Annotated in this window: 20 protein-coding genes; 7 read left to right on the plus strand and 13 right to left on the minus strand. The window is 74.4% G+C overall.

Annotation, left to right across the window (positions count from 1 at the left end; translation table 11 throughout):
- Positions 1-81 precede the first annotated feature (81 nt).
- Positions 82-648 (plus strand): RICIN domain-containing protein, encoded by a 567-nt coding sequence (locus ACFOSY_RS29640; protein ID WP_394312750.1) that lies wholly within the window; start codon positions 82-84, stop codon positions 646-648.
- An 85-nt stretch (positions 649-733) separates the two neighbouring features.
- Here ACFOSY_RS29640 and ACFOSY_RS29645 read toward each other — a convergent pair whose 3' ends face one another.
- Entirely contained in the window at positions 734-1,345 is a 612-nt protein-coding gene (locus ACFOSY_RS29645) for a DUF4232 domain-containing protein (protein WP_394312753.1), read from the minus strand.
- A gap of 458 nt (positions 1,346-1,803) precedes the next feature.
- Here ACFOSY_RS29645 and ACFOSY_RS29650 point away from each other — a divergent pair, with 458 nt between their 5' ends.
- Positions 1,804-1,995 carry a hypothetical protein gene (locus ACFOSY_RS29650; RefSeq protein ID WP_394312755.1) on the plus strand — a complete coding sequence of 64 codons (192 nt, stop codon included), beginning with the start codon at positions 1,804-1,806 and terminating at the stop codon, positions 1,993-1,995.
- A 199-nt stretch (positions 1,996-2,194) separates the two neighbouring features.
- Positions 2,195-2,665 carry an RICIN domain-containing protein gene (locus tag ACFOSY_RS29655; RefSeq protein ID WP_394313032.1) on the plus strand — a complete coding sequence of 157 codons (471 nt, stop codon included), beginning with the start codon at positions 2,195-2,197 and terminating at the stop codon, positions 2,663-2,665.
- Positions 2,666-2,780: 115 nt separating this feature from the next.
- On the opposite strand, the gene ACFOSY_RS29660 is transcribed toward ACFOSY_RS29655, so the two are convergent.
- The 8 genes from ACFOSY_RS29660 to ACFOSY_RS29695 form a co-directional block, all read right to left on the minus strand.
- Positions 2,781-4,004, minus strand: coding sequence for a hypothetical protein (locus ACFOSY_RS29660; RefSeq protein ID WP_394312760.1), 1,224 nt, complete (start codon positions 4,002-4,004; stop codon positions 2,781-2,783).
- An 89-nt stretch (positions 4,005-4,093) separates the two neighbouring features.
- Positions 4,094-4,486, minus strand: a complete 393-nt coding sequence (locus ACFOSY_RS29665) for a hypothetical protein (protein WP_394312763.1) — start codon at positions 4,484-4,486, stop codon at positions 4,094-4,096.
- 106 nt (positions 4,487-4,592) lie between these two features.
- On the minus strand, positions 4,593-6,062 hold the full coding sequence (pdxR, locus tag ACFOSY_RS29670; protein WP_394313035.1) for a MocR-like pyridoxine biosynthesis transcription factor PdxR: 1,470 nt from the start codon (positions 6,060-6,062) through the stop codon (positions 4,593-4,595).
- Between the two features lie 14 nt (positions 6,063-6,076).
- Positions 6,077-6,817, minus strand: a complete 741-nt coding sequence (locus ACFOSY_RS29675; RefSeq protein WP_394312765.1) for a B3/B4 domain-containing protein — start codon at positions 6,815-6,817, stop codon at positions 6,077-6,079.
- The gene (locus tag ACFOSY_RS29680) at positions 6,814-7,422 is read right to left on the minus strand and encodes a LysE family translocator (protein WP_394312767.1); all 609 of its coding nucleotides are present in this window, start codon (positions 7,420-7,422) and stop codon (positions 6,814-6,816) included. The genes ACFOSY_RS29675 and ACFOSY_RS29680 overlap by 4 nt, the downstream gene beginning before the upstream one ends.
- Positions 7,423-7,539: 117 nt before the next feature.
- Positions 7,540-8,499, minus strand: coding sequence for a D-2-hydroxyacid dehydrogenase family protein (locus ACFOSY_RS29685; protein WP_394312770.1), 960 nt, complete (start codon positions 8,497-8,499; stop codon positions 7,540-7,542).
- 30 nt (positions 8,500-8,529) lie between these two features.
- Positions 8,530-9,294: an alpha/beta fold hydrolase gene (locus ACFOSY_RS29690; RefSeq protein ID WP_394312772.1), complete on the minus strand. Its 765-nt coding sequence runs from the start codon at positions 9,292-9,294 to the stop codon at positions 8,530-8,532.
- 152 nt (positions 9,295-9,446) lie between these two features.
- Positions 9,447-10,823 (minus strand): FAD-binding oxidoreductase, encoded by a 1,377-nt coding sequence (locus ACFOSY_RS29695; RefSeq protein ID WP_394312775.1) that lies wholly within the window; start codon positions 10,821-10,823, stop codon positions 9,447-9,449.
- Positions 10,824-11,340: 517 nt separating this feature from the next.
- On the opposite strand from ACFOSY_RS29695, the gene hemB reads away from it, so the two are divergent.
- Positions 11,341-12,333, plus strand: coding sequence for a porphobilinogen synthase (hemB, locus tag ACFOSY_RS29700; RefSeq protein ID WP_394312777.1), 993 nt, complete (start codon positions 11,341-11,343; stop codon positions 12,331-12,333).
- Between the two features lie 19 nt (positions 12,334-12,352).
- On the opposite strand, the gene ACFOSY_RS29705 is transcribed toward hemB, so the two are convergent.
- Positions 12,353-12,940 carry a hypothetical protein gene (locus tag ACFOSY_RS29705; protein ID WP_394312779.1) on the minus strand — a complete coding sequence of 196 codons (588 nt, stop codon included), beginning with the start codon at positions 12,938-12,940 and terminating at the stop codon, positions 12,353-12,355.
- 115 nt (positions 12,941-13,055) lie between these two features.
- Positions 13,056-13,805: a DUF4232 domain-containing protein gene (locus ACFOSY_RS29710; protein WP_394312782.1), complete on the minus strand. Its 750-nt coding sequence runs from the start codon at positions 13,803-13,805 to the stop codon at positions 13,056-13,058.
- Between the two features lie 213 nt (positions 13,806-14,018).
- Here ACFOSY_RS29710 and ACFOSY_RS29715 point away from each other — a divergent pair, with 213 nt between their 5' ends.
- The 3 genes from ACFOSY_RS29715 to ACFOSY_RS29725 all read left to right on the plus strand — a co-directional run bounded on the left by ACFOSY_RS29715 (position 14,019) and on the right by ACFOSY_RS29725 (position 17,743).
- Positions 14,019-15,464 carry a transcriptional regulator gene (locus ACFOSY_RS29715; protein WP_394312784.1) on the plus strand — a complete coding sequence of 482 codons (1,446 nt, stop codon included), beginning with the start codon at positions 14,019-14,021 and terminating at the stop codon, positions 15,462-15,464.
- Positions 15,465-15,616: 152 nt separating this feature from the next.
- On the plus strand, positions 15,617-16,852 hold the full coding sequence (locus tag ACFOSY_RS29720; RefSeq protein WP_394312786.1) for an aminotransferase-like domain-containing protein: 1,236 nt from the start codon (positions 15,617-15,619) through the stop codon (positions 16,850-16,852).
- Positions 16,853-16,900: 48 nt separating this feature from the next.
- Positions 16,901-17,743, plus strand: a complete 843-nt coding sequence (locus ACFOSY_RS29725) for an arylamine N-acetyltransferase family protein (protein WP_394312788.1) — start codon at positions 16,901-16,903, stop codon at positions 17,741-17,743.
- Between the two features lie 26 nt (positions 17,744-17,769).
- Here the strand turns inward: ACFOSY_RS29725 and ACFOSY_RS29730 are convergent, their stop codons facing one another.
- Both ACFOSY_RS29730 and ACFOSY_RS29735 read right to left on the minus strand, forming a co-directional pair.
- A complete protein-coding gene (locus ACFOSY_RS29730) occupies positions 17,770-18,618 on the minus strand; it encodes a helix-turn-helix domain-containing protein (RefSeq protein ID WP_394312791.1) in 849 nt (282 codons plus the stop codon).
- On the minus strand, positions 18,615-19,385 hold the full coding sequence (locus ACFOSY_RS29735) for a peptidoglycan-binding protein (protein WP_394312792.1): 771 nt from the start codon (positions 19,383-19,385) through the stop codon (positions 18,615-18,617). The genes ACFOSY_RS29730 and ACFOSY_RS29735 overlap by 4 nt, the downstream gene beginning before the upstream one ends.
- Positions 19,386-19,585 lie beyond the last annotated feature (200 nt).

Consider the following 19,585-nt stretch of genomic DNA (forward strand, 5'->3'; position numbering starts at 1 on the left):
TTCGGCGGTGCCGGCCCGTCGCGGACCGACCACCACCGACGACCTGCACGCAGGTGCCCACGAGAAGTGAGGGAGAACGGCATGCTCGCTGCGAACGGAACGGACAAGCGAAACGTGACGGACAAGCGGCACGGGACGGAGCCGTCCTCGGGCCGGACGGCTCGCCGGTGGTGGGCGGGAGCCCTCGCCCTGCCGCTGGCCCTGGGGTTCACCGTCCTCGGCACCGGCACGGCGTCGGCCGAGACGGTCATCAGGACGGACCTGCTGCGCAACTGGGCGACCGGACGCTGCCTGGACAGTGACGGCGGCGGTGGTGTCTACACGCTGCCCTGTCAGTCCGGCAACGGCCACCAGACCTGGAGCGTGGTGTACCGGTACCACTCCGGCTACGACGTCGTGCAGATCAGGAACAAGGCGACCGGACGGTGCCTTGTCCAGGTCAACTCGGCCATCGCCACCGCTCCCTGCGCCAGTGACAACGACTGGGGTTACCAGTTGCAGCTCTGGTCGGGCGTCGGCACCGGCTGGGACCAGGTGTCGCTGAGGAGCGTCGCCTGGAACACGTGCCTGGACAGTGACTCCGCCGGGTCGGCGTACTCGTTCACCTGCAACGGCGGCGGCAACCAGAAGTGGAAGTCCGGCTTCTGACCGATGCGTCGTCGGGGCGGGGCGGGGCGGGGCGGGGCGGTGGGTGCCTTCCGCCCCGCCCCGGCGCACCGCCCGCCGGTACGGGTCACTCGCCCTGGCCCGCGCTGCCGATCGGGCCGACCTTCACCGGGGTGCCCGAGCCGTCCGTGACCGGGAGGGATGCCGCGCCCGGCCAGTCGAGGGTGACGGACTTGGTCTCGTTGGGCGGGGTCACCACCAGGCCCGTGACGCGGATGCCGGAGCCGCCCGTGTCGTTGGCCGGGTAGGAGATGTAGAAGGAGATCGACTTGCCGTCCTTCAGGACGGTCGCCGGGGCCGGGTCGCCTGTGCGCACCGCCGACACCGTGCCCGCGTCGGTCGTCAGGTCCGCGCCCGCGAAGCCCGCGAGCGAGCAGTCCCGGCCGCCGCCGTTGGTGAACGTCACCGCGACGGTGTTCTCCTCGTCGCCGTCGATGGTGGTGTCCTGCGCCGTGACCTCCAGCTCGTCGGTGCGGCAGGCGCCGACCGTGTCCTGTTCCTGGTCCGAAGACTCCGCGGCGGCGTTCTCCGCGGTTCCCTGAGCCGAGTCGGCCCCCTTCGAAGAGGAGGAAGAGGAAGAGGTCGAGGACGACGTGGTGTCGTCGTCGCTCTGGCAGGCGGTCAGCGAGAGACCCGCGACGACGGCCAGGGCTGCGAAGGTGAGCTTGTTGACGCGCATGGTGGCTTCCTCGGTGTCGGTGGGGGTGCCGGCCCGTCTGTGCGGGCCGGCGTCTCTGAGCACGAAGAGCCGTCCGGCCCGTCCGGGCGTTTCGCTCGACCGTCCGCTAATACAGCCCTGTTACAGGGAGAAGCGGGCGGGGCGCACACCGTCACGGGGCGCACCCCCGTCCGCGCCGCGCCGGGACAGGCCGGGGGCCCGGCGGGTACGGCGGTTCCCGCGCCGTTCCGCGCCCGTCGGCGGCCGCCGTCCGCCGGGACGGACCCGTGACGTGGCGATCCTTGACCGCAGCCGGGGGTCCACCACAGGGCTGAGGTCCTCAGGGGACGAGTGCGGTCTCCCGTTCGCTGGCCGTGCGGAAGTCGCGGGGCGGCCGGCCGGTGTCGGCAAGGGAACGCTGAAGCGGGCCGTGGCGGAAGGACCGCCGCCGCTGGGTCCCGGCGCCCGCGCCGGAGCGCGTGCCCGCACTGCTCGACGCCATCCTGTGCTTCAAGCTCGACAACCGCCATCTCGCCGACGGAGACTTCACCGCACACGCCCTGCCGGCCGCCGTCCGCGCGGACCTGGTCGAGTACCTCGCCGGGGCGCGCGCGGGTCGGGTCGGGACGAACTGCGCGCACACCTGCGAGAGTTCGTGCGGCAGGTGCTGACCGCACCGTGAGGCGTACGGCGTCCCGCCGGGTGCCGGTGCGCGCGCGGAGTGCGCCACTGCGCGGAGTGCGCAGGCGGGCGCGGAGCGCGGTGACGCGACTCCGCCCACTGGTTGGGGCGGTGGGTGGGTGTGAAGGCTCTTCGCGTACGGGGCCACGCGGCCCGAACGGAGAGACGAGGGAGTCACTCGTGCCCGACATGATCACGACGCTGCCCATCGGTCCGGTGGGGATGTCTCATCACGTCACCGGGACGTACTTCATGTGCAACGACTGGCACGACGGTGTCGGCAACCACGTGCAGACCTGGGCCGAGTTCCCGTTCCGGACGAACACCACCGGCCACAAGTGGTACCTGGTGGAGAACGGGGACGGGACCGCACGCATCGAATCGTTCGCCCACCGCCGGTGCCTGACCGTCGGCGCCAAGCCGTCGGACATCGTCACCTTCCAGGAGCGGACCGACAGCCTCCACCAGAACTGGCGGTTCGTCCGCCAGGACGTCAGCTCCGACAGCTACGTCATCGTCTCGGTCGTGCATCCGCGTTTCGCGCTCGGCCTCGCCGAATACCACCAGCTGAACGACAAGTTGCTCGGCCTGACCCGGTTGTGGGGCGGCGGTGTGCACCTCGCCCAGGTGTGGCGGGTGTTCCCCGCCAGTGAGTTCTGATCCCTGAGCCACGTGCGGGGCGGCCGTCCCGGCCACGCGCGCTCCGGCGGCGTCGGCCGGGACGGCGGACCCGAGGGCCGGACAGACAGGCCTCGACGGGCGTGCGCGCCAGTTGTCAGGACCGGGCGGCCCGCGGGACCGTCAGGGGCCGTGTGCGGTTGACGTACGGGCGGGACAGCAGTGTCACGCACACCGAGAGCGCCGCCAGGGTGGTGATCGTCACCGTCGGCGAGAGCACCTGCGCCGTCGCGCCCGCCACCGCCGCGCCGATGCCCTGCCACGTCATCCGGCCCGCCGACTCCACGCCCTGCACCTGGCCACGCACCTGCTCGGGCGTGAGGGCCAGGAGCCGTTCCTGGAGGGGGAGCGTGGCCGCGAAGCCCGCGCTCGCGACGAACACCGCGACCGCCGCGACAAGCGCCGGCGGGTGCAGCGCGAAGAGGAGGTACGGCACGGCGAGCAGCAGGCGCAGCGGGAACGCGGAGCGGCGTCGCCACTCGGGGGAGAGCAGGCGGCCGACGGTCAGGTCGCCCAGGAGCATGCCGCCCGATGCGGCCGCCAGCAGGACACCCGCGTTCTCCCCGGCGTACGGGATGAACAGCGCCTCGCAGCCGACGATCAGGCCGTTGGGCACCCACAGGTTCAGCAGCAGGGCGCGCGGGCCGGTACGGGAGAGAAGAGCCGCGTTGGTCGTCCACGTCTCGCGCAGGTCGGGGCGGCGGGGCGGGCGGATGGAGCGTTCCCGTACGGTCGCCGCCGTCACGGCGAGCGCGGCCGCCGTCAGCGCCGCCGCCGCGACGAACAGGCCCTGCGGGGTGAGATGGCGCAGCAGCACCGCGCCGAGGGCGAACCCGAGGACGGAGGTGCCGCCCGCGGTGATGTTCATCAGCGACCGGGCCGGGACGTACGCGGACGCGGGCACCGCCTCGGCGAGCAGGCCCATGCGCGTCCCGGTGTTGAGGGACTGGAAGAAGCCGAGCAGGAGCAGCAGGGCGAAGCGGGCGGTGAGCGGCATGCCGGGGGCCGCCTGCGCGCAGGCGCCGACGAGGGCGACGGCCTGGAGCGCGACCAGGGTGCGGCGCGGGCGGCTGCCGTCCGCGACCGACATCAGCGTGGTAGCACCGAGCACGGTCGCGAAGGTCGCGCCGTACATGCTCACGGCGGTGAGGAACGGCGAGCCGGTCGACCGGTCGACGAGCGTGCCGAGGGCGAAGCCGGAGAGGGTGCTCGCGGCCACCGTCAGCGTGAAACCCGCGTACAGGCCGGCGAACTCGCGGTTGCGGAGCAGCGCGCGATAACCGGGGGTGTGCTTGGAAGAGTTGGGGTCGGAAGAAGTCATGAAAAAAGCCTTCGTGCTGCCCTGTCGGGGGCGCGCGAAGGCTGACCGACGGACCATAGCAGGTCCGGCCCGGCTCCCGGGAACGGATGTCAGATCAGGCCGACCGACACCAGCCCGCCGGCCGCGGCGACCGTGGCGGCGAGACCGCGCAGGCCCGGGGTGACGGCCCTGCGGCCACCCCGCGTGAACAGCCTGAGCACGGCGTTCGCGGTGAACGCGGGCAGCAGCACACCGAACGTCGCGACCGTGGCGAGCGTTTCGAGGGTCGGTTCGACGGACACGGTGAGCGCGCCGGCCGCCATCGCCGCCGCGGCGATCCCGTACAGCGCCGCCGGTACGAAGGTGAGGTCGTCGCCCGCCTGCGGCGCCGGACCGCGTCCCTTGGCGTGCGCCCAGTGGCGGCGCTCGATGCCGACCCGCGCCGACACCATGACGACCACCTCGACCGCCAGGACGATCACGGCGATGTGTTCGATCGACACAGCGTTCCCCTGTTCCTGCCCTCTGGGTCGTACGCATCTGCTTGTGCTTCGACGGTACGGGTCCGTCGGCGGCCGGTGAAGCAACTTGAGGGGATTCAGAGCCTCTTCACACCAGGGAGCGCAGCGCCTCGCCGAGCAGGGCCACGCCCTCGGTGAGGGTGCCGGGCGGGTCGGCGGCGTAGCCGAGGACCAGGCCGGGGCGGCCGGGGAGCTGGCGGTGCCAGGACAGCGGGTGGCACTTGACGCCCAGGGACAACGCGGCGGCGGCCAGTTCGGTGTCGGGGACGTCCGGCGCGTACGTGACCGTCAGGTGCAGGCCCGCCGCCGCGCCGTGCACGGCCGCGCCCGGGAGATGGGTGCGGACGGCGGCGATCACCGCGTCCCGGCGGCGCACGTGCCGGGCGCGCAACAGCCGCAGGTGCCGCTCCAGTTGGCCCGTCTCCATCAGCCGGGCGAGGACGAGTTGCGGCAGCACCGCGCTGCCCAGGTCGGTGAAGCGTTTCGCGTCGGTCAGCGCGTCCAGGTGGCGCCGGGGCGGGAGCAGCCAGCCGATGCGCAGGGCGGGGGCGAGGAGTTTGGAGACGCTGCCCATGTAGCAGAGGCGGTCGGCGAGCAGGGAACGCAGCGCGGGGACCGGCGGGCGGTCGTAGCGGTGCTCCGCGTCGTAGTCGTCCTCCAGGATCAGCCCGCCGTCCGCCGCCCACCGCAGCAGCTCGCGGCGGCGCTCCCCGCTGGTCACCACGCCGGTGGGGAACTGGTGTGCCGGGGTGAGCAGGACGGCGGGGGCCCCGGTGGCGCGGAGCGCGGTGACGTCCGGGCCGTGCGCGTCGACCGGGACGGGCGGGGTGGCGAGGCCGCCGTGCGCCAGATGCTGGCGGGTGCCGAGCGAGCCCGGCTCCTCCACCGCGACCGCCGTGATCCCGTCCGCGCGCAGCACCGGATGCAGCAGGGTGAGCGCCTGGGCGATGCCCGCGACGATCACGATGCCGTCCGGGTCGGCCGCGATGCCCCGGCTGCGCGCCAGCCAGTCGGCGACCGCGCGCCGCAGCCGGGGCGCGCCGCGCGGATCGCCGTACCCCAGGTCCGCGCTGGACAGTTCGGCGAGCACGGCCCGCTCGGCCCGCAGCCAGGCCGTGCGGGGGAAGGCGGACAGGTCGGGGCGGCCGGGGGTGAGGTCGATCCGGGCGTCGGCGGCGCGCAGCGCGTCGAAGACGCGGGGGTCGGGCGGGCCGGTGAACGGGACGGCGTGGGTCGGGTGTTGGGCGCGGTCGGGCGGCGGGGGCGGGGGCGCCGCGACCACGACCGTGCCGCCGCGCCGGCGCCCCTCGACATGACCGTCCTCCGCGAGCCTGCGGTACGCCTCGGTCACCACGCCCCGCGAGACGCGCAGTTCGGCGGCGAGCAGCCGGGTGGCCGGGAGCCTGCTGCCCACGGTCAGCCTGCGCTCGGTGATCGCCTGCCGCACCCGATGTGCGAGCCAGTCGGCCTTGCCGTGCGCGGGCACGTCGTCCGCCCGCAGGTTCAGGAAGTCCGAGCCGTGCGCCGTCGCGCCGTCCCTGTCGGTCACCGGACCGATGGTGCCATGCACCGCTACGGCGTCCGGACCCCGTGCCCGAGGGTGAACTCCGGTGTGCCGGCGGTGAGGAGCGCGGTGACCGGCGTGACGGGCCAGTGCGCGGTCAGCTCCTCGGCGACGGTCTTCAGGGCCTGTGCCACGGTGTCCGCGCCTCCCTCGTGCATCGCCTCCGCCACCACGAGGATCCGGCGGGTGCTGTCGCTCACCGCCGAGTGGCCGCTCTGCCGGTTCGTCCAGCGGCGGGCGTGCGCGCGCCCGGCGGAGTCGGCGTACGTCACCTCGCCGGGGGCCGGGTGCTCGGTGCGGCCGCCGAAGGTCGTGTACTCCTCGTCGCCGTGCGCGGGCCGCACCTCGAGCAGCGGGCCGGTGATCCGGTCGGCGTCGAGCACCGCGACCGGCACGGCGTACGCCACGGAGACCGCGTTGCACAGGTCGACGACCGGGTGGATGCGGGGCAGGGCGCCCTCCTTGCGCAGGCGGCGCAGCAGGGACTCGGAGGCGCAGCGGTACTGCGTCGGACGCAGGCCCATGCGGGCGAACGCCCGCCGCCACGCCAGTACTTCGGGGAACTGGCTCTCGGGGCCCTCGCCGAGCCGGGCGAGGGCGCGGGCGGTGTACTCCTCGATGCGCGAAGCCACCGCGTCCGGCGAGCCGGCGTCGGTGGCGTCGACGTCCGTGCCGTACAGCACGCCCGCCGCCAGGCCCGGGTGGGCGGACCGGACCGCCTCCGCGTGCCGGAAGGTCAGCCCGGTCATCCCGCCACCGCCATCCGGGCGCTCAGCCCGACGAAGCTCGCCGTGAAGACGGCGCGCAGTCCGGTGGTGACCCGGGGGTGGGCCGCCAGCCGGTCCCGTACGGCCGCGGCGCACACGCCGTACGCGGCGAAGACCACGAAGGTCAGGGCCATGAAGGCCCCGCCGAGCTGGAGCATCAGGCCGAGCGAGTCCGTCGAGCCGGCCGGGACGAACTGGGGGAGGAAGGCGACGAAGAAAAGGGTCGGCTTCGGGTTCAGCACGTTGATCAGCACGGCCTTCGTGATCACGCGGAGCGCGGGGCGCGGCTCGGACTCCGGGCGGACGGTGAACGCCTCCTTGTCGCGCAGCATCGCCCACGCCATGTACAGCAGATACGCGACGCCCGCGTACTTCACCACCGCGTAGGCAAGCGGGCTGGAGGCGAGCAGGGCGGCGAGGCCGGTGACGGACGCCAGCAGGTGGGGCACGACCGCGAGGGTGCAGCCGAAGGCGGCCACCAGACCGGCCCGCCGGCCGTGGGAGAGACCGGCGGCGAGCGTGTACACCACGCCGGTGCCGGGGGTGGCCACCACGGCCAAAGCGGCCGGCAGGAACGCGAGACTCAAGGGAACCTCCGGGGAACTACGTCGGTTCCTTCCAGCCTGGTGGCGTCATGGACCTGTGGACAGGGCCAAAGAGGGGTCGTCCGACCGGTCCACAACGCGCAACGGGAGCGCGCGGTGTCAGTGCAGGCGGCGGACCGGGGCGCCGGACAGGTACGCCTCGATGTCCTCGACCGCCTCCGCGTAGTACGTGCGGTAGTTGAGCTCGGAGACGTAACCGAGGTGCGGGGTGGCCAGCAGACGCGGTGCCGTGCGCATCGGGTGGCCGGCGGGGAGCGGCTCGGTGTCGAAGACGTCCACCGCCGCGCCCGCGATCCTGCCCTCGTGCAGCGCGGTGAGCAGGGCGTCCTGGTCGACGAGGCCGGCGCGTGAGGTGTTGACCAGGTGGGCGGTCGGCTTCATCAGGGCCAGTTCGGGCGCGCCGAGCAGGCCCCGGGTGGTGTCGCCCAGGACGAGGTGCAGGGACACGAAGTCGCTGGTGCGCAGCAACTCCTCCTTGGACGAGGCCAGTTCGACGCCCACCTCGTCCGTGCGCTCCTCGGTGAGGTGCGGGCTCCATGCCGTGACCCCCATGCCGAAGGCGAGGCCCACCCGTGCCACCCGGCTGCCGATCTTGCCCAGGCCGAGCAGGCCGAGGCGGCGGCCGTGCAGATCGGCGCCCACCGTCGACTGCCACGGTCCGTTCGCGCGCAGGGCGTTGTTCTCGGTGACCAGGCCCCGGGCGAGCCCGAGCAGCAGCGCCCAGGTCAGCTCCACGGGCGGGGTGGGGAAGCTGCGGGTGCCGCAGACCGTGACGCCGTTGCGTTCGGCGGCGGCGTAGTCGATGACCGAGTTGCGCATGCCGGACGCGACGATCAGCTTCAGCCGGGGGAGCCGGTCCAGCAGCGAGGCGGGGAACGGGACGCGTTCGCGCAGGGTCACCACGATGTCGAAGCCGGCCAGCTGGGACGCCAGTTCGTCCTCGTCGGTGAGGTGCTCGCGGAACGCGGTCACGTCCACCCGGTCCCGTACGGGACCCCAGTCGGCGATCGTGGTGGCGACGTCCTGGAAGTCGTCCAGCACGGCACAGCGCAGTCGCATGTCGGTCCCTCCAGCGGGCCGGGAGTGAGGTCAGGCCAGTGCCTTGGCCGTCGCGTGGGCGAAGCCCTCCGGATTGTCCAGCATGATGTTGTGGCCGCAGTCCGGGACCGGGACCACGCGGACGCCCGCCGCCTCCAGGGCCTCCGCCCCGGGGAAGGCGCCGTCGGCCTCCGGGTACAGGAACGTGCGCGGCACCGTGAGGCCGAGCAGCAGGTCGCGCATGGTGGGGGTCGTGCCCCGGACCAGATGGACGGCGCTGCGGTGCAGGGCCTCCCGGCCCGCCAGCCGCATCGTCGACCACCACAGCTCGCCCGCGCGGTCCCGCACCTCCCGCCAGCCGCCCGCGACGAACTCCTCCTCCCCGTACGCCGCGATGCCCCTGCTGCCGAGGGCGCCCGGCTCCGGGGCCAGCGGGTCGAGGTTGGCGTCGACGAGGACCAGCCGCGACACCAGCTCCGGGTGGCGGGCGGCCAGGACGACGGCGACCGAGCCGCCCATGCTGTGCGCGACCACCTCGGCGGCGGTGACCTTCGCGGCGCGCAGCGCGGCGGCGAGCGCGTCCGCGTGGTCCTCCAGGGTGTAGGCGAACGTGGTGGGCCGGTCGCTGTGGCCGTGGCCGAGCAGGTCGACCAGCAGGGAGCGATGCCCGGCCAGCAGCGGGTGGACGGCGGTCTCGGTGAAGTAGGCGGGGGAGGTGGCGCCCAGGCCGTGGACGTACACGCGGGCCGGGTCCCGGCCCGGCAGCTCGACCCAGCGGATGCGGTCGCCCTCGGTCGTCACGGCGGCGCTGTGCACGGTCCGGTGCCCCTTTCGTCGTACGGGCCGTCGTACGGCCGTCGTACGGGTCGTCGTACGTGGTCGTACGGGTCGTCGTACGTGTTGTCGTGCGTGTCGCGGAAGACGAGCACCGTATCCGACGGGTGCCGCGCCCGTTCAGGGGGTGCGGCTCAGGGAGTGTGGCCGAAGCGCAGCAGATTGGCCGGGTCGTGGGTGTGCTTGAGGCGCAGCAGGTCGGCGTGGACCTCCGGGGTCCAGGCGCGGGCCCGGTCGGCGGTGTCGCCGGGGGCGCCGTGGATGTTCACCATCGTGCGGCCGGTGCCGTACGGGGACATCGCGGTGTACAGGGCCGTCGTGGCGTGCTCGACGGCCTCCGCGTCGGACGGGGAGGCGACCACCCCGACCGACTCCAGGAGGTGTTCGGCGTCCCGGGCGCAGATCATGTCCGGGCCGGGCCCCGGGCGGGACAGGGCGCCGCCCATGTGCCGGAGCCCGACGAGCAGCAGCGGGCAGTCGGCCGCGTCCGGGCCGACCTGGTCGAGGAACGTCCGGACCGCGACCGGCGTCAGCTCGTGCAGCAGCAGGCACGACTCCCGCGCCGGGAGCGGGTCCCGCGGGTCCGTGTGGATACGGTCAACCTCCGTGTACGGCATGACCTCCACCGTGTCGACGGCCACCGGGGCGGCCTCCCGCACGGGCGCCAGCAGTTCCTCGCCCGCGTCCGGGTCGCCGGTCCACGCGACCGCGACCCGCGCCCAGAAGCGGCCCCGCAGCGGCTCCGGGACCTGCGGGAGCATCGGCAGCCGCAGCAGCGTGAACGACGTGCACATCCGGTCCGGCACCGTGGTGATCCACCCGGACCAGGCGGTCAGCACGGCCTCCGCGTGCTCGCCGGGGAACCAGATGGCGCCGCCGAGCAGGGTCCGCAGCGGCAGCAGCTCCGTGACCATCGACGTCACCACGCCGACGGCGCCCTTGCCGCCGCGCAGCGCCCGGAACAGGTCGGGCTCGCGGTCCCGGTCCGTCTCGTGGAGCGTCCCGTCGGGGGTGACGACGTGGAAGGAGCGGACCAGGTCGGCGCCGTACCCGTAGGCGCGCCCCAGGACGGGCAGGCCGCCGCCCACCGTGTAGCCGACCGCGCCCACGCCCGAGGAGGTGCCGGACAGTCCCGCGAGGCCGTGCGGGGCGGCCGCCGCCATCACGTCCCGCCACCGCGCCCCGGCCGCGACGGTCGCGGTGCCCCGCGAGGGGCCGACCCGTACGGCGTTCATCCGCGCGGTGCTGATCAGCAGGCCGTGGTCGAGCGGGTAGTTGGCGCCGTGGCCGGTCGCCTGGACGGCGACGGGCGTCCCGGTGGCCGACGCCCAGCGCAGCGCGGTCACCACGTCGTCGACGCCCGTCGCCCCGACCACCACGTCGGGGGTGCGCCGGGCGGCCAGGTTGAAGCCCGTGACCTCCTGCGCGTAGCCGTCGTCGCCGGGGCGCAGCACCGGGCCGCGGATCTCCGACAGGGCGAACAGGTCGGGCGTTCCGTGCAGGGTGACCATGGCGACCTCCGTGGCGCGCGGTACGGAGGGACGGCGGCGGGCCGGGTCCGGGGGCCGGGTCCCGGGGGCTTACGGGAGTTCCCGGGGGCCTGGGGCGGTCCCGGGGTCCGGGGTCCGGTGCGGTCCCAGGGTCCGGGTCCGGTGCGGTCCCGGCGCCGGCCGTCCGGGCCCTCCCTTCCAGCATGGTCCCGCCGCCCGGGAGCCGCACGGCGGGCCACAGGGCCCGTCAGCGGCTCCGTCCGGCTGCTGTCCGTCGCTGATCCGGCCCTCGGTACGGTCCTCGGTACGGCCCCTGCCGCTGTCGTGGGCCCCGTCTGGCCGCTGTCCTCCGCCCGACCGGCCCCCGGTCCGGCCGTCTGTCCGGCCACTGTGGGCCGTCCGTCGGCGGCCTCGTCCGGCCACTGTCCGGCCTCCCGCCCGGCCCCCGCCCGGCCCCCGCCCGGCCCCCCTCCGGCCCCCGTCCGCGCCGACTGGGCGTCGGCAAAGGCACGGGCGGGGCGGGCGTAGCGTAGGTGGCATGACGACGTACGGATCCTTCCCCGGCACGCGCCCGCGGCGTCTGCGTACCTCCCCGGTGATGCGGCGCATGGTCGCCGAGACCCGGCTGCACCCCGCGGACTTCATCCTCCCGGCCTTCGTGCGCGAGGGCGTCGCGGAGCCGGTGCCGATCTCGTCGATGCCGGGGGTCGTGCAGCACACCCGCGACAGCCTCAAGAAGGCCGCCGTCGAGGCCGCCGAGGCCGGCGTCTCCGGGATCATGCTGTTCGGCGTGCCGGAGGAGTCCAAGAAGGACGGAGCGGGCACCGCGGGCACCGACCCGGACGGCATCCTCCAGGTCGCCCTGCGGGACGTCCGCGCGGAGGTCGGCGACGAGCTGCTCGTCATGTCGGACCTGTGCCTCGACGAGTTCACCGACCACGGCCACTGCGGCGTCCTCGACGAGCAGGGCCGCGTCGACAACGACGCCACCCTCGAGCGGTATGCCGAGATGGCGCAGGTCCAGGCCGACGCGGGCGCCCATGTGGTCGGCCCGAGCGGGATGATGGACGGGCAGATCGGCGTCATCCGCGACGCCCTCGACCAGATCGGCCGGGAGGACGTCGCGATCCTCGCGTACACCGCGAAGTACGCCTCCGCCTTCTACGGGCCCTTCCGGGAGGCCGTCGGCTCCTCGCTCCAGGGCGACCGCCGCACCTACCAGCAGGACCCGGCCAACCTCCGCGAGTCGATGCGCGAGCTGGCGCTCGACCTGGAGGAGGGCGCGGACCTGGTCATGGTCAAGCCGGCCGGACCCTACCTCGACGTCCTCGCCAAGGTCGCGGACGCGGTGGACGTGCCGGTCGTGGCGTACCAGATCTCCGGCGAGTACGCGATGATCGAGGCCGCCGCCGAGAAGGGCTGGATCGACCGCGAGAAGGCGATCGTCGAGTCCCTCACCGGCATCCGCCGGGCCGGCGCGCGCAGCGTCCTCACATACTGGGCCACCGAGGTGGCCCGCGCCCTGCGCTGACCCACGGGTCCGTTCGCATTCAGACCCACTGGAAGTACCGGTCGGCCCAGACCGGCCGGGCCTCTTCCTTGTCGTCCTTGTCGTTCTCGTCGCTCTTGTCGTTCTCGTCGTTCTCGTCGTTCTCGTCGGCGACCGGCTCGTCGGCCGCCTCGAGGGCCCGAACGAGAGCGGCGTCCTCGTCCGCCCAGGTCGGGGAGGGGCCGTCGTACGGCTCCAGCAGCAGGTCGAGCGGGACGAACACGCACCCCGCCGCCGCGCAGGCCGCGTCGAGCCACGCGACGCACTCCGCCGGCAGGCCCTCGGCCGCACCGGGTGTGTCCCAGGCGTCCCCGGTGCCCGCGGTGACGAAGCCGCCGAAGTTGCTCAGTTCGGCCCACAGCGGCCGGCCGAGGCCCGTCGCCGCCGCGGGGACCCGGACGACGCCGTGGACACTCGCGTCCTGGTACAGGCCCGTACGGCAGGAAGGCCCGAAGCGCCCTTCGAAGGCCTCGGTGAGACGGGTGAAGCGCCCCACCGTGGCCCAGGGGTCGTAGTCGCGGGGGACGTCGAGGTGGCGCGGGTCGTCGTGGTCCCTGAGCAGGCTGCGGAGCTGGTCCCTGGACCGCACGGCGCGTCTCCTCACCTGCTCGTGGGCGGGTTCGGCCCTGCTGTCGCAGGTGAACCCGCCCATCGTGGCCGTACCCGGGCCGGCGCCGCACGCGGTTTTCGGCGCCGGCCGCCGCTCAGTGGGCGAGCGCGTCGTCCATCGAGGACTGCCAGTACGTCACCGTCAGGCTGCTGTCGTAGTAGACGCCCTTGGCCGGCAGGGACGGGATCGCGGCGGGGCCGCCGTCGCTGTTCGGCGTGCGGCCCTGGAAGCCGACGGTGAGCTTCTTGCCGGTGGCGCCGCCCGAGCCGCTGCCGTCGGCGGCCGACAGCACGACCCCCGCGTACGCCGACTCACCCGGCGCCAGGGTGACCACGGCCTGCGGCTTGGAGTCCTCGATCGGCTGCGGCACCCACTGCATCTCGTCGAACCGCAGCACCGGGTAGTAGGTCAGGTCGCAGTTCTGCGAACCGGTGTTCTCGACCGTGATCAGCATGTGGTTCACCGGGCGGGAGACCGGCTCGGCGGTGACGGACGTGTTCGAGCCGTTGCAGGGGTTGAAGGACGCAGGGGCGTCGTCGGACCCGCCCGAAGCGGAGCCCTTGCCGGCCGAGGAGCCCTTACCGGCCGAAGAGCCCTTGCCGCCGCTGTCGCCGGTGCCGGCCGCGTCCCCGCTCGACCCGTTCGCGGAGGAGTCGTTCCCGCCGCTGCCCGAGGCGGACTCCTTCGGCGCCTGCGAGGAGGCGTCCGAGGGCGCCGACGCGACGGGCTGCGAGGCGGACGCGCCCTCGTCACGGGTGCCGGTGCCGTCCTGGCAGGCGGTCAGGGCGAGCGAGGCGACGGCGACACCGGCGGCGGCGAGGAGCTGGAGGCGAGAGGTGCGCATGGCGGATTCCTTGTCATGTGAAGGGACTTGGCGCAGCCGCTCGACCGGTCGGCGGGAGCGGCGTGCTTGGATGACCAGAGCGTGCGGTGTGATCCGTCCCGGCCGCCACCGTCGACGGGCGATCCGGGACGCTGGAACGCTCATACCGCGCTGACCTGGGGGAACGGCCGTCCCCTGGAACGGTGGAACGGGACACGGGGGAGTGGAGGAACGGTGTCGGAACAGACGGCCGCAGCGGAATTCGCCGCGCTGCTGCGGGAGTTGAAGGACCGGTCGGGGCTCAGCTACGGGGTGCTCGCCAAGCGGCTCCACATGAGTACGTCGACCCTGCACCGGTACTGCAACGGGGACGCGGTGCCGGCCGACTACGCCCCGGTCGAGCGGCTGGCCCGGCTGTGCAAGGCGCGCCCCGAGGAACTCGTCGAGCTGCACCGCCGGTGGGTGCTCGCGGACGCGGTGCGGGGGCGGAAGGGGGCCACGGGGGTTTCGGGGGCTACTGGGCCTACGGCTGCTTCGGGGGCCCCTGTCGCCGAGGCGCCTTCGGCGGAGGACGGCCCGGGCACGGAACCCGGCGTCGCGGCTCCCGCCGACACACCCCCGCCGGAGGCGCCCCCCGCGCCCCCGGTTGGCCCAACGAATACCAGCCCTGTTGGAGAAAGCCCTGTCGGAGAAGGGGACGAGGCGCCGGAGACCGGCCTCACGGACGCCGGCGTTCCCGCCGGGCGGGCCCCCGCCTCCACCCGCCGCCGCACCCGTACCGCCGTCCTCGCCGGCACGGCGGTCGCCGTCGTGGCCGCCGGGATCACGTTCGCCGTCGGGCTGCCGGGCGGCGGTGGCTCGCACGGTGACGGGGACGGCGGACGGAACCGCCCGGTCGGCGCGGCCGGGGTGACCGCCGAGGGGACCGCCCCGACGTCGTCCGCACCCTCGCCCTCCCGCTCCACCGCCTCCGCGTCCCCCTCGGGCAAGGAGAAGGACCCGGCCAGGACGCCCGCCGGCTCCGCGCCCGCCGACGCGCCGGACGAAGGGGCGGAGAAGAGCGGGGTGCCGGTCACCGTGCAGGCGGACCCGTACGCGTGGGAGAGCCCCTGCTCGCAGCGGTACCTGGTGGACAAGCCGGCGAGCGAGATGAAGCCGCCGCCGGTCGAGGAGGGCGCCGCGAGCTGGGTGGCGGCGAACGGCGCGGTGTCCTCGGGGCAGCAGTACCTGCGGCTCACCGTGCAGGGCACCGGCCCCGAGACGGTGGTGATCGACGGCCTCACCGTGCGCGTCGCGGGCAAGCGGGCGCCGCTCGCCTGGAACGACTTCGCCATGGCCTACCCCGGCGTGGGCTGCGGAGGCGGCGTCCCGACACGGGCGTTCAGCGTCTCCCTGGACTCGGCGCGGCCGGCCCTCACCCCCGAACCGGGCAACCAGGACTTCCCGTTCAAGGTCAGCGAGTCCGACCCGGAGGTGTACTACGTCACCGCTTCCGTCTCCGCGTACGACGTCGACTGGTACCTGGAGCTGGAGTGGTCCAGCGGCGACCGCAGCGGCACGCTCACCGTCGACGACGAAGGCCGCCCCTTCCGCACCAGCGGCAACAAGGGCCGTCCGGCGTACGAGTTCCCGATCGGCGGCGACGGCTGGGTGCCGGAGGGGACGACCAAGCTCGAGTAGGCGACGAGCCGGGGGGCGACCCGAGCAGGTGACGACCCGGGCACGCGATGCGCGGGATGTCCGGATCGCGGAAAGGCGCGTGTAAATAGCACGCGTTTGCCTAGGCTGCGGGCACGCGCCGTCACCGTCACCCAGCCCCAGGAGCCCGTGCCATGACCGTCACCGAGCCGCCCACCGCCCCTGCTCCCACCCCACGGCTCGCCGCACGGGTCGCGGCGGTCGGCGGCTCGCCCGTGCGGGACATCCTGGCGGTCACCGCCCGCCCCGAGGTGATCAACTTCGCGGGCGGCCTGCCCGCGCCGGGGCTGTTCGACGCCGACGGCATAGCTGAGGCGTACCGCGCGGTGTTCGCCGAGACGCCCGCGCGGGCGCTCCAGTACTCCACGACCGAGGGCGAACCCGCGCTGCGGGCCGCGCTCGCCGAACGCGCCACGGCCCGCGGCCTGGTGACCGCGCCGGACGACCTGCTCGTCACCACCGGCTCCCAGCAGGCGCTGTCCCTCCTCGCCACCGCCCTGCTCGAACCCGGCGACACGGTGCTGGTCGAAGACCCCTGTTATCTCGCGGCACTTCAGTCCTTCGGCCTCGCCGGGGCGCGGATCGTGGCGGTCCCCGGCGACGAACACGGCCTGTACCCCGACGCGTTGGAGGAGCTGGTGGTCCGGGAGCGGCCCAAGCTGCTCTACACCGTCCCCACCTTCCAGAACCCCACCGGCCGCACCCTCCCCGCCCCCCGCCGGGCCGCCGTCGCCGAGGTCGCCGCGCGGCGCGGACTGTGGATCGTCGAGGACGACCCGTACGGCGAACTGCGGTACGAGGGCGAACGGGTGCCGTGGATCGCCGCCCACCCGGGCGCGGAGGACCGCACCGTGCTGCTGGGCAGCCTCTCCAAGATCATGGCGCCCGGGCTGCGGCTGGGCTGGCTGTGCGCCCCCGAGGCGCTGCGCCGCGCCTGCGCCGTCGCCAAGCAGGCCGCCGACCTGCACACCCCGACCGTCAACCAGCGCGCCGCCGCCCGCTATCTCGCCGACCGCGACCTCGACGCCCACGTCCGCCGGGTGGCGGGCGTCTACGGCGAGCGCCGGGACGCCATGCTGGCCGGCCTGCCCGACGCGCTCCCCGCCGGCTCGGTCTGGTCCCGTCCCGAGGGCGGCATGTTCCTGTGGGTCCGGCTGCCGTCCTCGTACGACACCACGGCCCTGCTGCCCGAGGTCGTCCGGCACGACGTGGCGTACGTCCCCGGAGCCCCCTTCCACGCGGGCGAACCCGACCGCTCCACCCTCCGTCTGTGCTTCGTGACGCAGACGCCGGAGGAGATCGCGGAGGGGCTGCGCAGGCTGGGCGCGGGTCTGGGCAGGGCGCGCGGCGCGAGGGGGCTCCCGTCGTAGGACCAACGACCGAGGCGGTGGCGACTTCGCCGCACGTACGGTGAAACCATGCCCGACAGCGCACGGACGACGACATCTTTCCCCCTCGACGCCTACTTCGAGCGCATCGGCTGGGAGGGCGGGCGGCGGCCCGACGCGGCCACGCTCCGCGGCGTGCAGCTCGCCCACATGAGGGCCATTCCCTTCGAGAACCTCGACGCCCTCGGCGGCCGGGCCCCCTCCCTCGACCTCTCCGACCTGACGGCGAAGCTGGTCCACGGCCGTCGGCGCGGCGGCTACTGCTACGAGCACAACACCCTGTTCGCGGCGGTCCTGGAGGCGCTCGGCGTGCGGGTGACCCGGCTGACCGCGCGGGTCGTCGTCGGCGCGGACCGCTTCGCGGACCGTCCGCGTACGCACATGGCCCTCCTCGCCGACCTGCCCGGCGACCCGCGGCCCCACCTGGCCGACGTCGGTTTCGGCGCCGTCGGCTCGCTGCTGGAGCCGGTGCCGCTGGTGGCGGACACCGAGTTCGAAGACGCCGGGCGCCGGCACCGGCTGGTGCACGCGCCGCACCGGGGGCCGCTGGAGATGTGGGTGCTCCAGGCGTATGTGGCGGGCGGCTGGCAGGCGCAGTACGCCTTCACCGTGGAGCCGTTCGAGCCGTCCGACTACGAGATGATCAACTGGCACATCGCCACCAACCCGCGCTCCCCCTTCTCCCGGCGCCCCTACGTCCAGCGCCTCACCCCGGACGCGCATCTGCTCCTCGACGGCGACCGCGTCACCGTGACGCGTACCGACGACGGCACGGTCACCGAACGCAAGGTGGCCGACGAGGCGGAGGCACGCCGGGTCCTGGACGAGGAGTTCGGCATCGACGTACCCGAGGGCCTGACGCTGCTGCGGTGAGGACGGAGGCGGCCCCCGTCCCGGGCTCAGCGCACCGTGGCCTCGAAGCACTCCGGTTCCGTGCCGGCGGCCGACGGGTGGAAGCAGGCCCGGACGACCGCGCCCGGGCGCGTCACCGCCATCGGCGTGTAGAGGTACGCCCGCGCGTCCAGGGTGTCCGTCACCTCGGCGGAGCGGGGCGGGCCGGGCGCGACCAGTTCGATGCGGTCGCCGATCTCGGTGGCCCACATGCGGGCCCAGCTCGTCCCGCACCGGGGGCTGTGGCGCAGCTCCAGGCGGGCGCCGGCCGCGGTGCGGTAGGTGGTGAGGGTGTCCGGGTGGACCCCGCACAGCATGTTGATGGGGTCCTTGCCCGCGCAGGACGCGCCCCGGCAGCGCGGCGGCGGGACCACGGCCGCCCCCGGGGAGGCCGGTGCCGTACGGGCCGTCCCGGCGGATCCGTCCGGCGCCTCGCCGTCCGTCAGCACGACGGCCGCGGTGACGGCCGACGCCAGCACCGCCGCCCCGGCCGCGACCGCCACCGCGACGCGCAACGACCGATTCCGGTTCGTCCCTTCGGGTGGCGGTGGCGCGGACGCCTCCGTCCGGGGGGTCTCGCGGGACGGCGCGTCCGCCGGGGCGTGGGCGGCGCGTCCGCTGCCCGCCGCCTCCGCGATCTCCCACAGCGCCAGACAGCGCCCGTCCGGTTCGCCCGCCAGGCGGCACAGCGCCCGCACCGCGTCGCGGGGCGGCAGGGTGTCGCCCTTGAGGTAGCGGCCCCAGGAGGACTTGCTGAACGGGGTGCGCTCCTCCAGACCCGTCAGGCTCAGGCCCGTGCGCTGCCGCACCTCCCTGAGGGCGGCGGCCAGTTCGGCTCGTTCCGGCGGTGGCGTCATCCGCGCAGGGCTCCCCAGGTGTGCGGACCGACGATGCCGTCCACGACCAGGCCCGCCCTCTGCTGGAGCCGCTGGACGGCCCGCTCGGTCCTCGGACCGTAGATGCCGTCGATGTCCCCCGGCGGGAACCCGGCCCGCCGCAACAGGCACTGCGCCTCGGCGACCTGGGGCCCGGCGTGCCCGTTCACCAGGATCGCGTCCCGCGTCCGGCTCAGCCCCGCGAACCACTGCCCGCCGATCCGCTCGATCCGGCAGGTGTACGACGTGGTCGTCGGTGACGGCGCGACACCGGCCGGCGCGGCCGTGGACACCGCAGGGGGCCGCGCCTGACCCTCGTCGCCCCCGACGGCCCGCGCCACCAGCACCGCCGCCGACGCGGCCACCAGCACGAACGCCACCACGCCCGCGACGACCGGGCCCCTGGCGCGCCCGCGGCGGACGGGCGGTCCGGGCGTCGCCTCGGCCGGGGCGCCGTCGGAGGCGGCCGTGTCCGCCGGCGGCCCCGTCCAGGCCGCCGACGCGACCTCCCACAGGGCCAGCAGGCGGGTCGGGTTCTCCCCGGCGACCGCCGCGACCGCCTCGACGGCCTCCTTCGGCGGCAGCGACCTGCCGCCCAGGTACCGCTCCCACGACGACGTGCTGTACCCCGTCTTCGCCGCCAGCTGACGCATGCTCAGTCCGCTGTGGTCCTTCAGCCGGCGCAGGCTCACCACCAGATGCCGTGCCCTGGGATCGAGGCCCGCGGGCAGTGCTTTCCAACGCGACATCTCTTCCCCCGATCGCGCGTACGGGTTCTCCCCGTTCGCATTCTGCAACAGCGAGGGACGCCCCCACGGGACTTCGGCGCCGGCCCCGCACCGTTCCGGCCACGGCGTCCCGCCGTCCCGCCGGACCGTCCCACGCCCCTGGGAAACCGCAGGTCAGAGGGTGGGGCGTCCCACGGTGACGTCACTTGGGCGGAAACCGT

Source organism: Streptomyces lusitanus (assembly GCF_042647945.1).
Classification (GTDB): Bacteria; Actinomycetota; Actinomycetes; order Streptomycetales; family Streptomycetaceae; genus Streptomyces; species Streptomyces pseudogriseolus.

Bases quoted from the DNA above. Each gene is read 5' to 3' on its own strand.
- ACFOSY_RS29710 (WP_394312782.1), bottom strand. From the start codon at position 13,805: ATGCGCACCTCTCGCCTCCAGCTCCTCGCCGCCGCCGGTGTCGCCGTC.
- ACFOSY_RS29645 (WP_394312753.1), bottom strand. From the start codon at position 1,345: ATGCGCGTCAACAAGCTCACCTTCGCAGCCCTGGCCGTCGTCGCGGGT.
- ACFOSY_RS29720 (WP_394312786.1), top strand. From the start codon at position 15,617: ATGACCGTCACCGAGCCGCCCACCGCCCCTGCTCCCACCCCACGGCTC.
- ACFOSY_RS29685 (WP_394312770.1), bottom strand. From the start codon at position 8,499: ATGCGACTGCGCTGTGCCGTGCTGGACGACTTCCAGGACGTCGCCACC.
- ACFOSY_RS29725 (WP_394312788.1), top strand. From the start codon at position 16,901: ATGCCCGACAGCGCACGGACGACGACATCTTTCCCCCTCGACGCCTAC.
- ACFOSY_RS29675 (WP_394312765.1), bottom strand. From the start codon at position 6,817: ATGACCGGGCTGACCTTCCGGCACGCGGAGGCGGTCCGGTCCGCCCAC.
- ACFOSY_RS29655 (WP_394313032.1), top strand. From the start codon at position 2,195: ATGATCACGACGCTGCCCATCGGTCCGGTGGGGATGTCTCATCACGTC.
- ACFOSY_RS29730 (WP_394312791.1), bottom strand. From the start codon at position 18,618: ATGACGCCACCGCCGGAACGAGCCGAACTGGCCGCCGCCCTCAGGGAG.
- ACFOSY_RS29735 (WP_394312792.1), bottom strand. From the start codon at position 19,385: ATGTCGCGTTGGAAAGCACTGCCCGCGGGCCTCGATCCCAGGGCACGG.
- hemB (WP_394312777.1), top strand. From the start codon at position 11,341: ATGACGACGTACGGATCCTTCCCCGGCACGCGCCCGCGGCGTCTGCGT.
- ACFOSY_RS29660 (WP_394312760.1), bottom strand. From the start codon at position 4,004: ATGACTTCTTCCGACCCCAACTCTTCCAAGCACACCCCCGGTTATCGC.
- ACFOSY_RS29695 (WP_394312775.1), bottom strand. From the start codon at position 10,823: ATGGTCACCCTGCACGGAACGCCCGACCTGTTCGCCCTGTCGGAGATC.
- ACFOSY_RS29640 (WP_394312750.1), top strand. From the start codon at position 82: ATGCTCGCTGCGAACGGAACGGACAAGCGAAACGTGACGGACAAGCGG.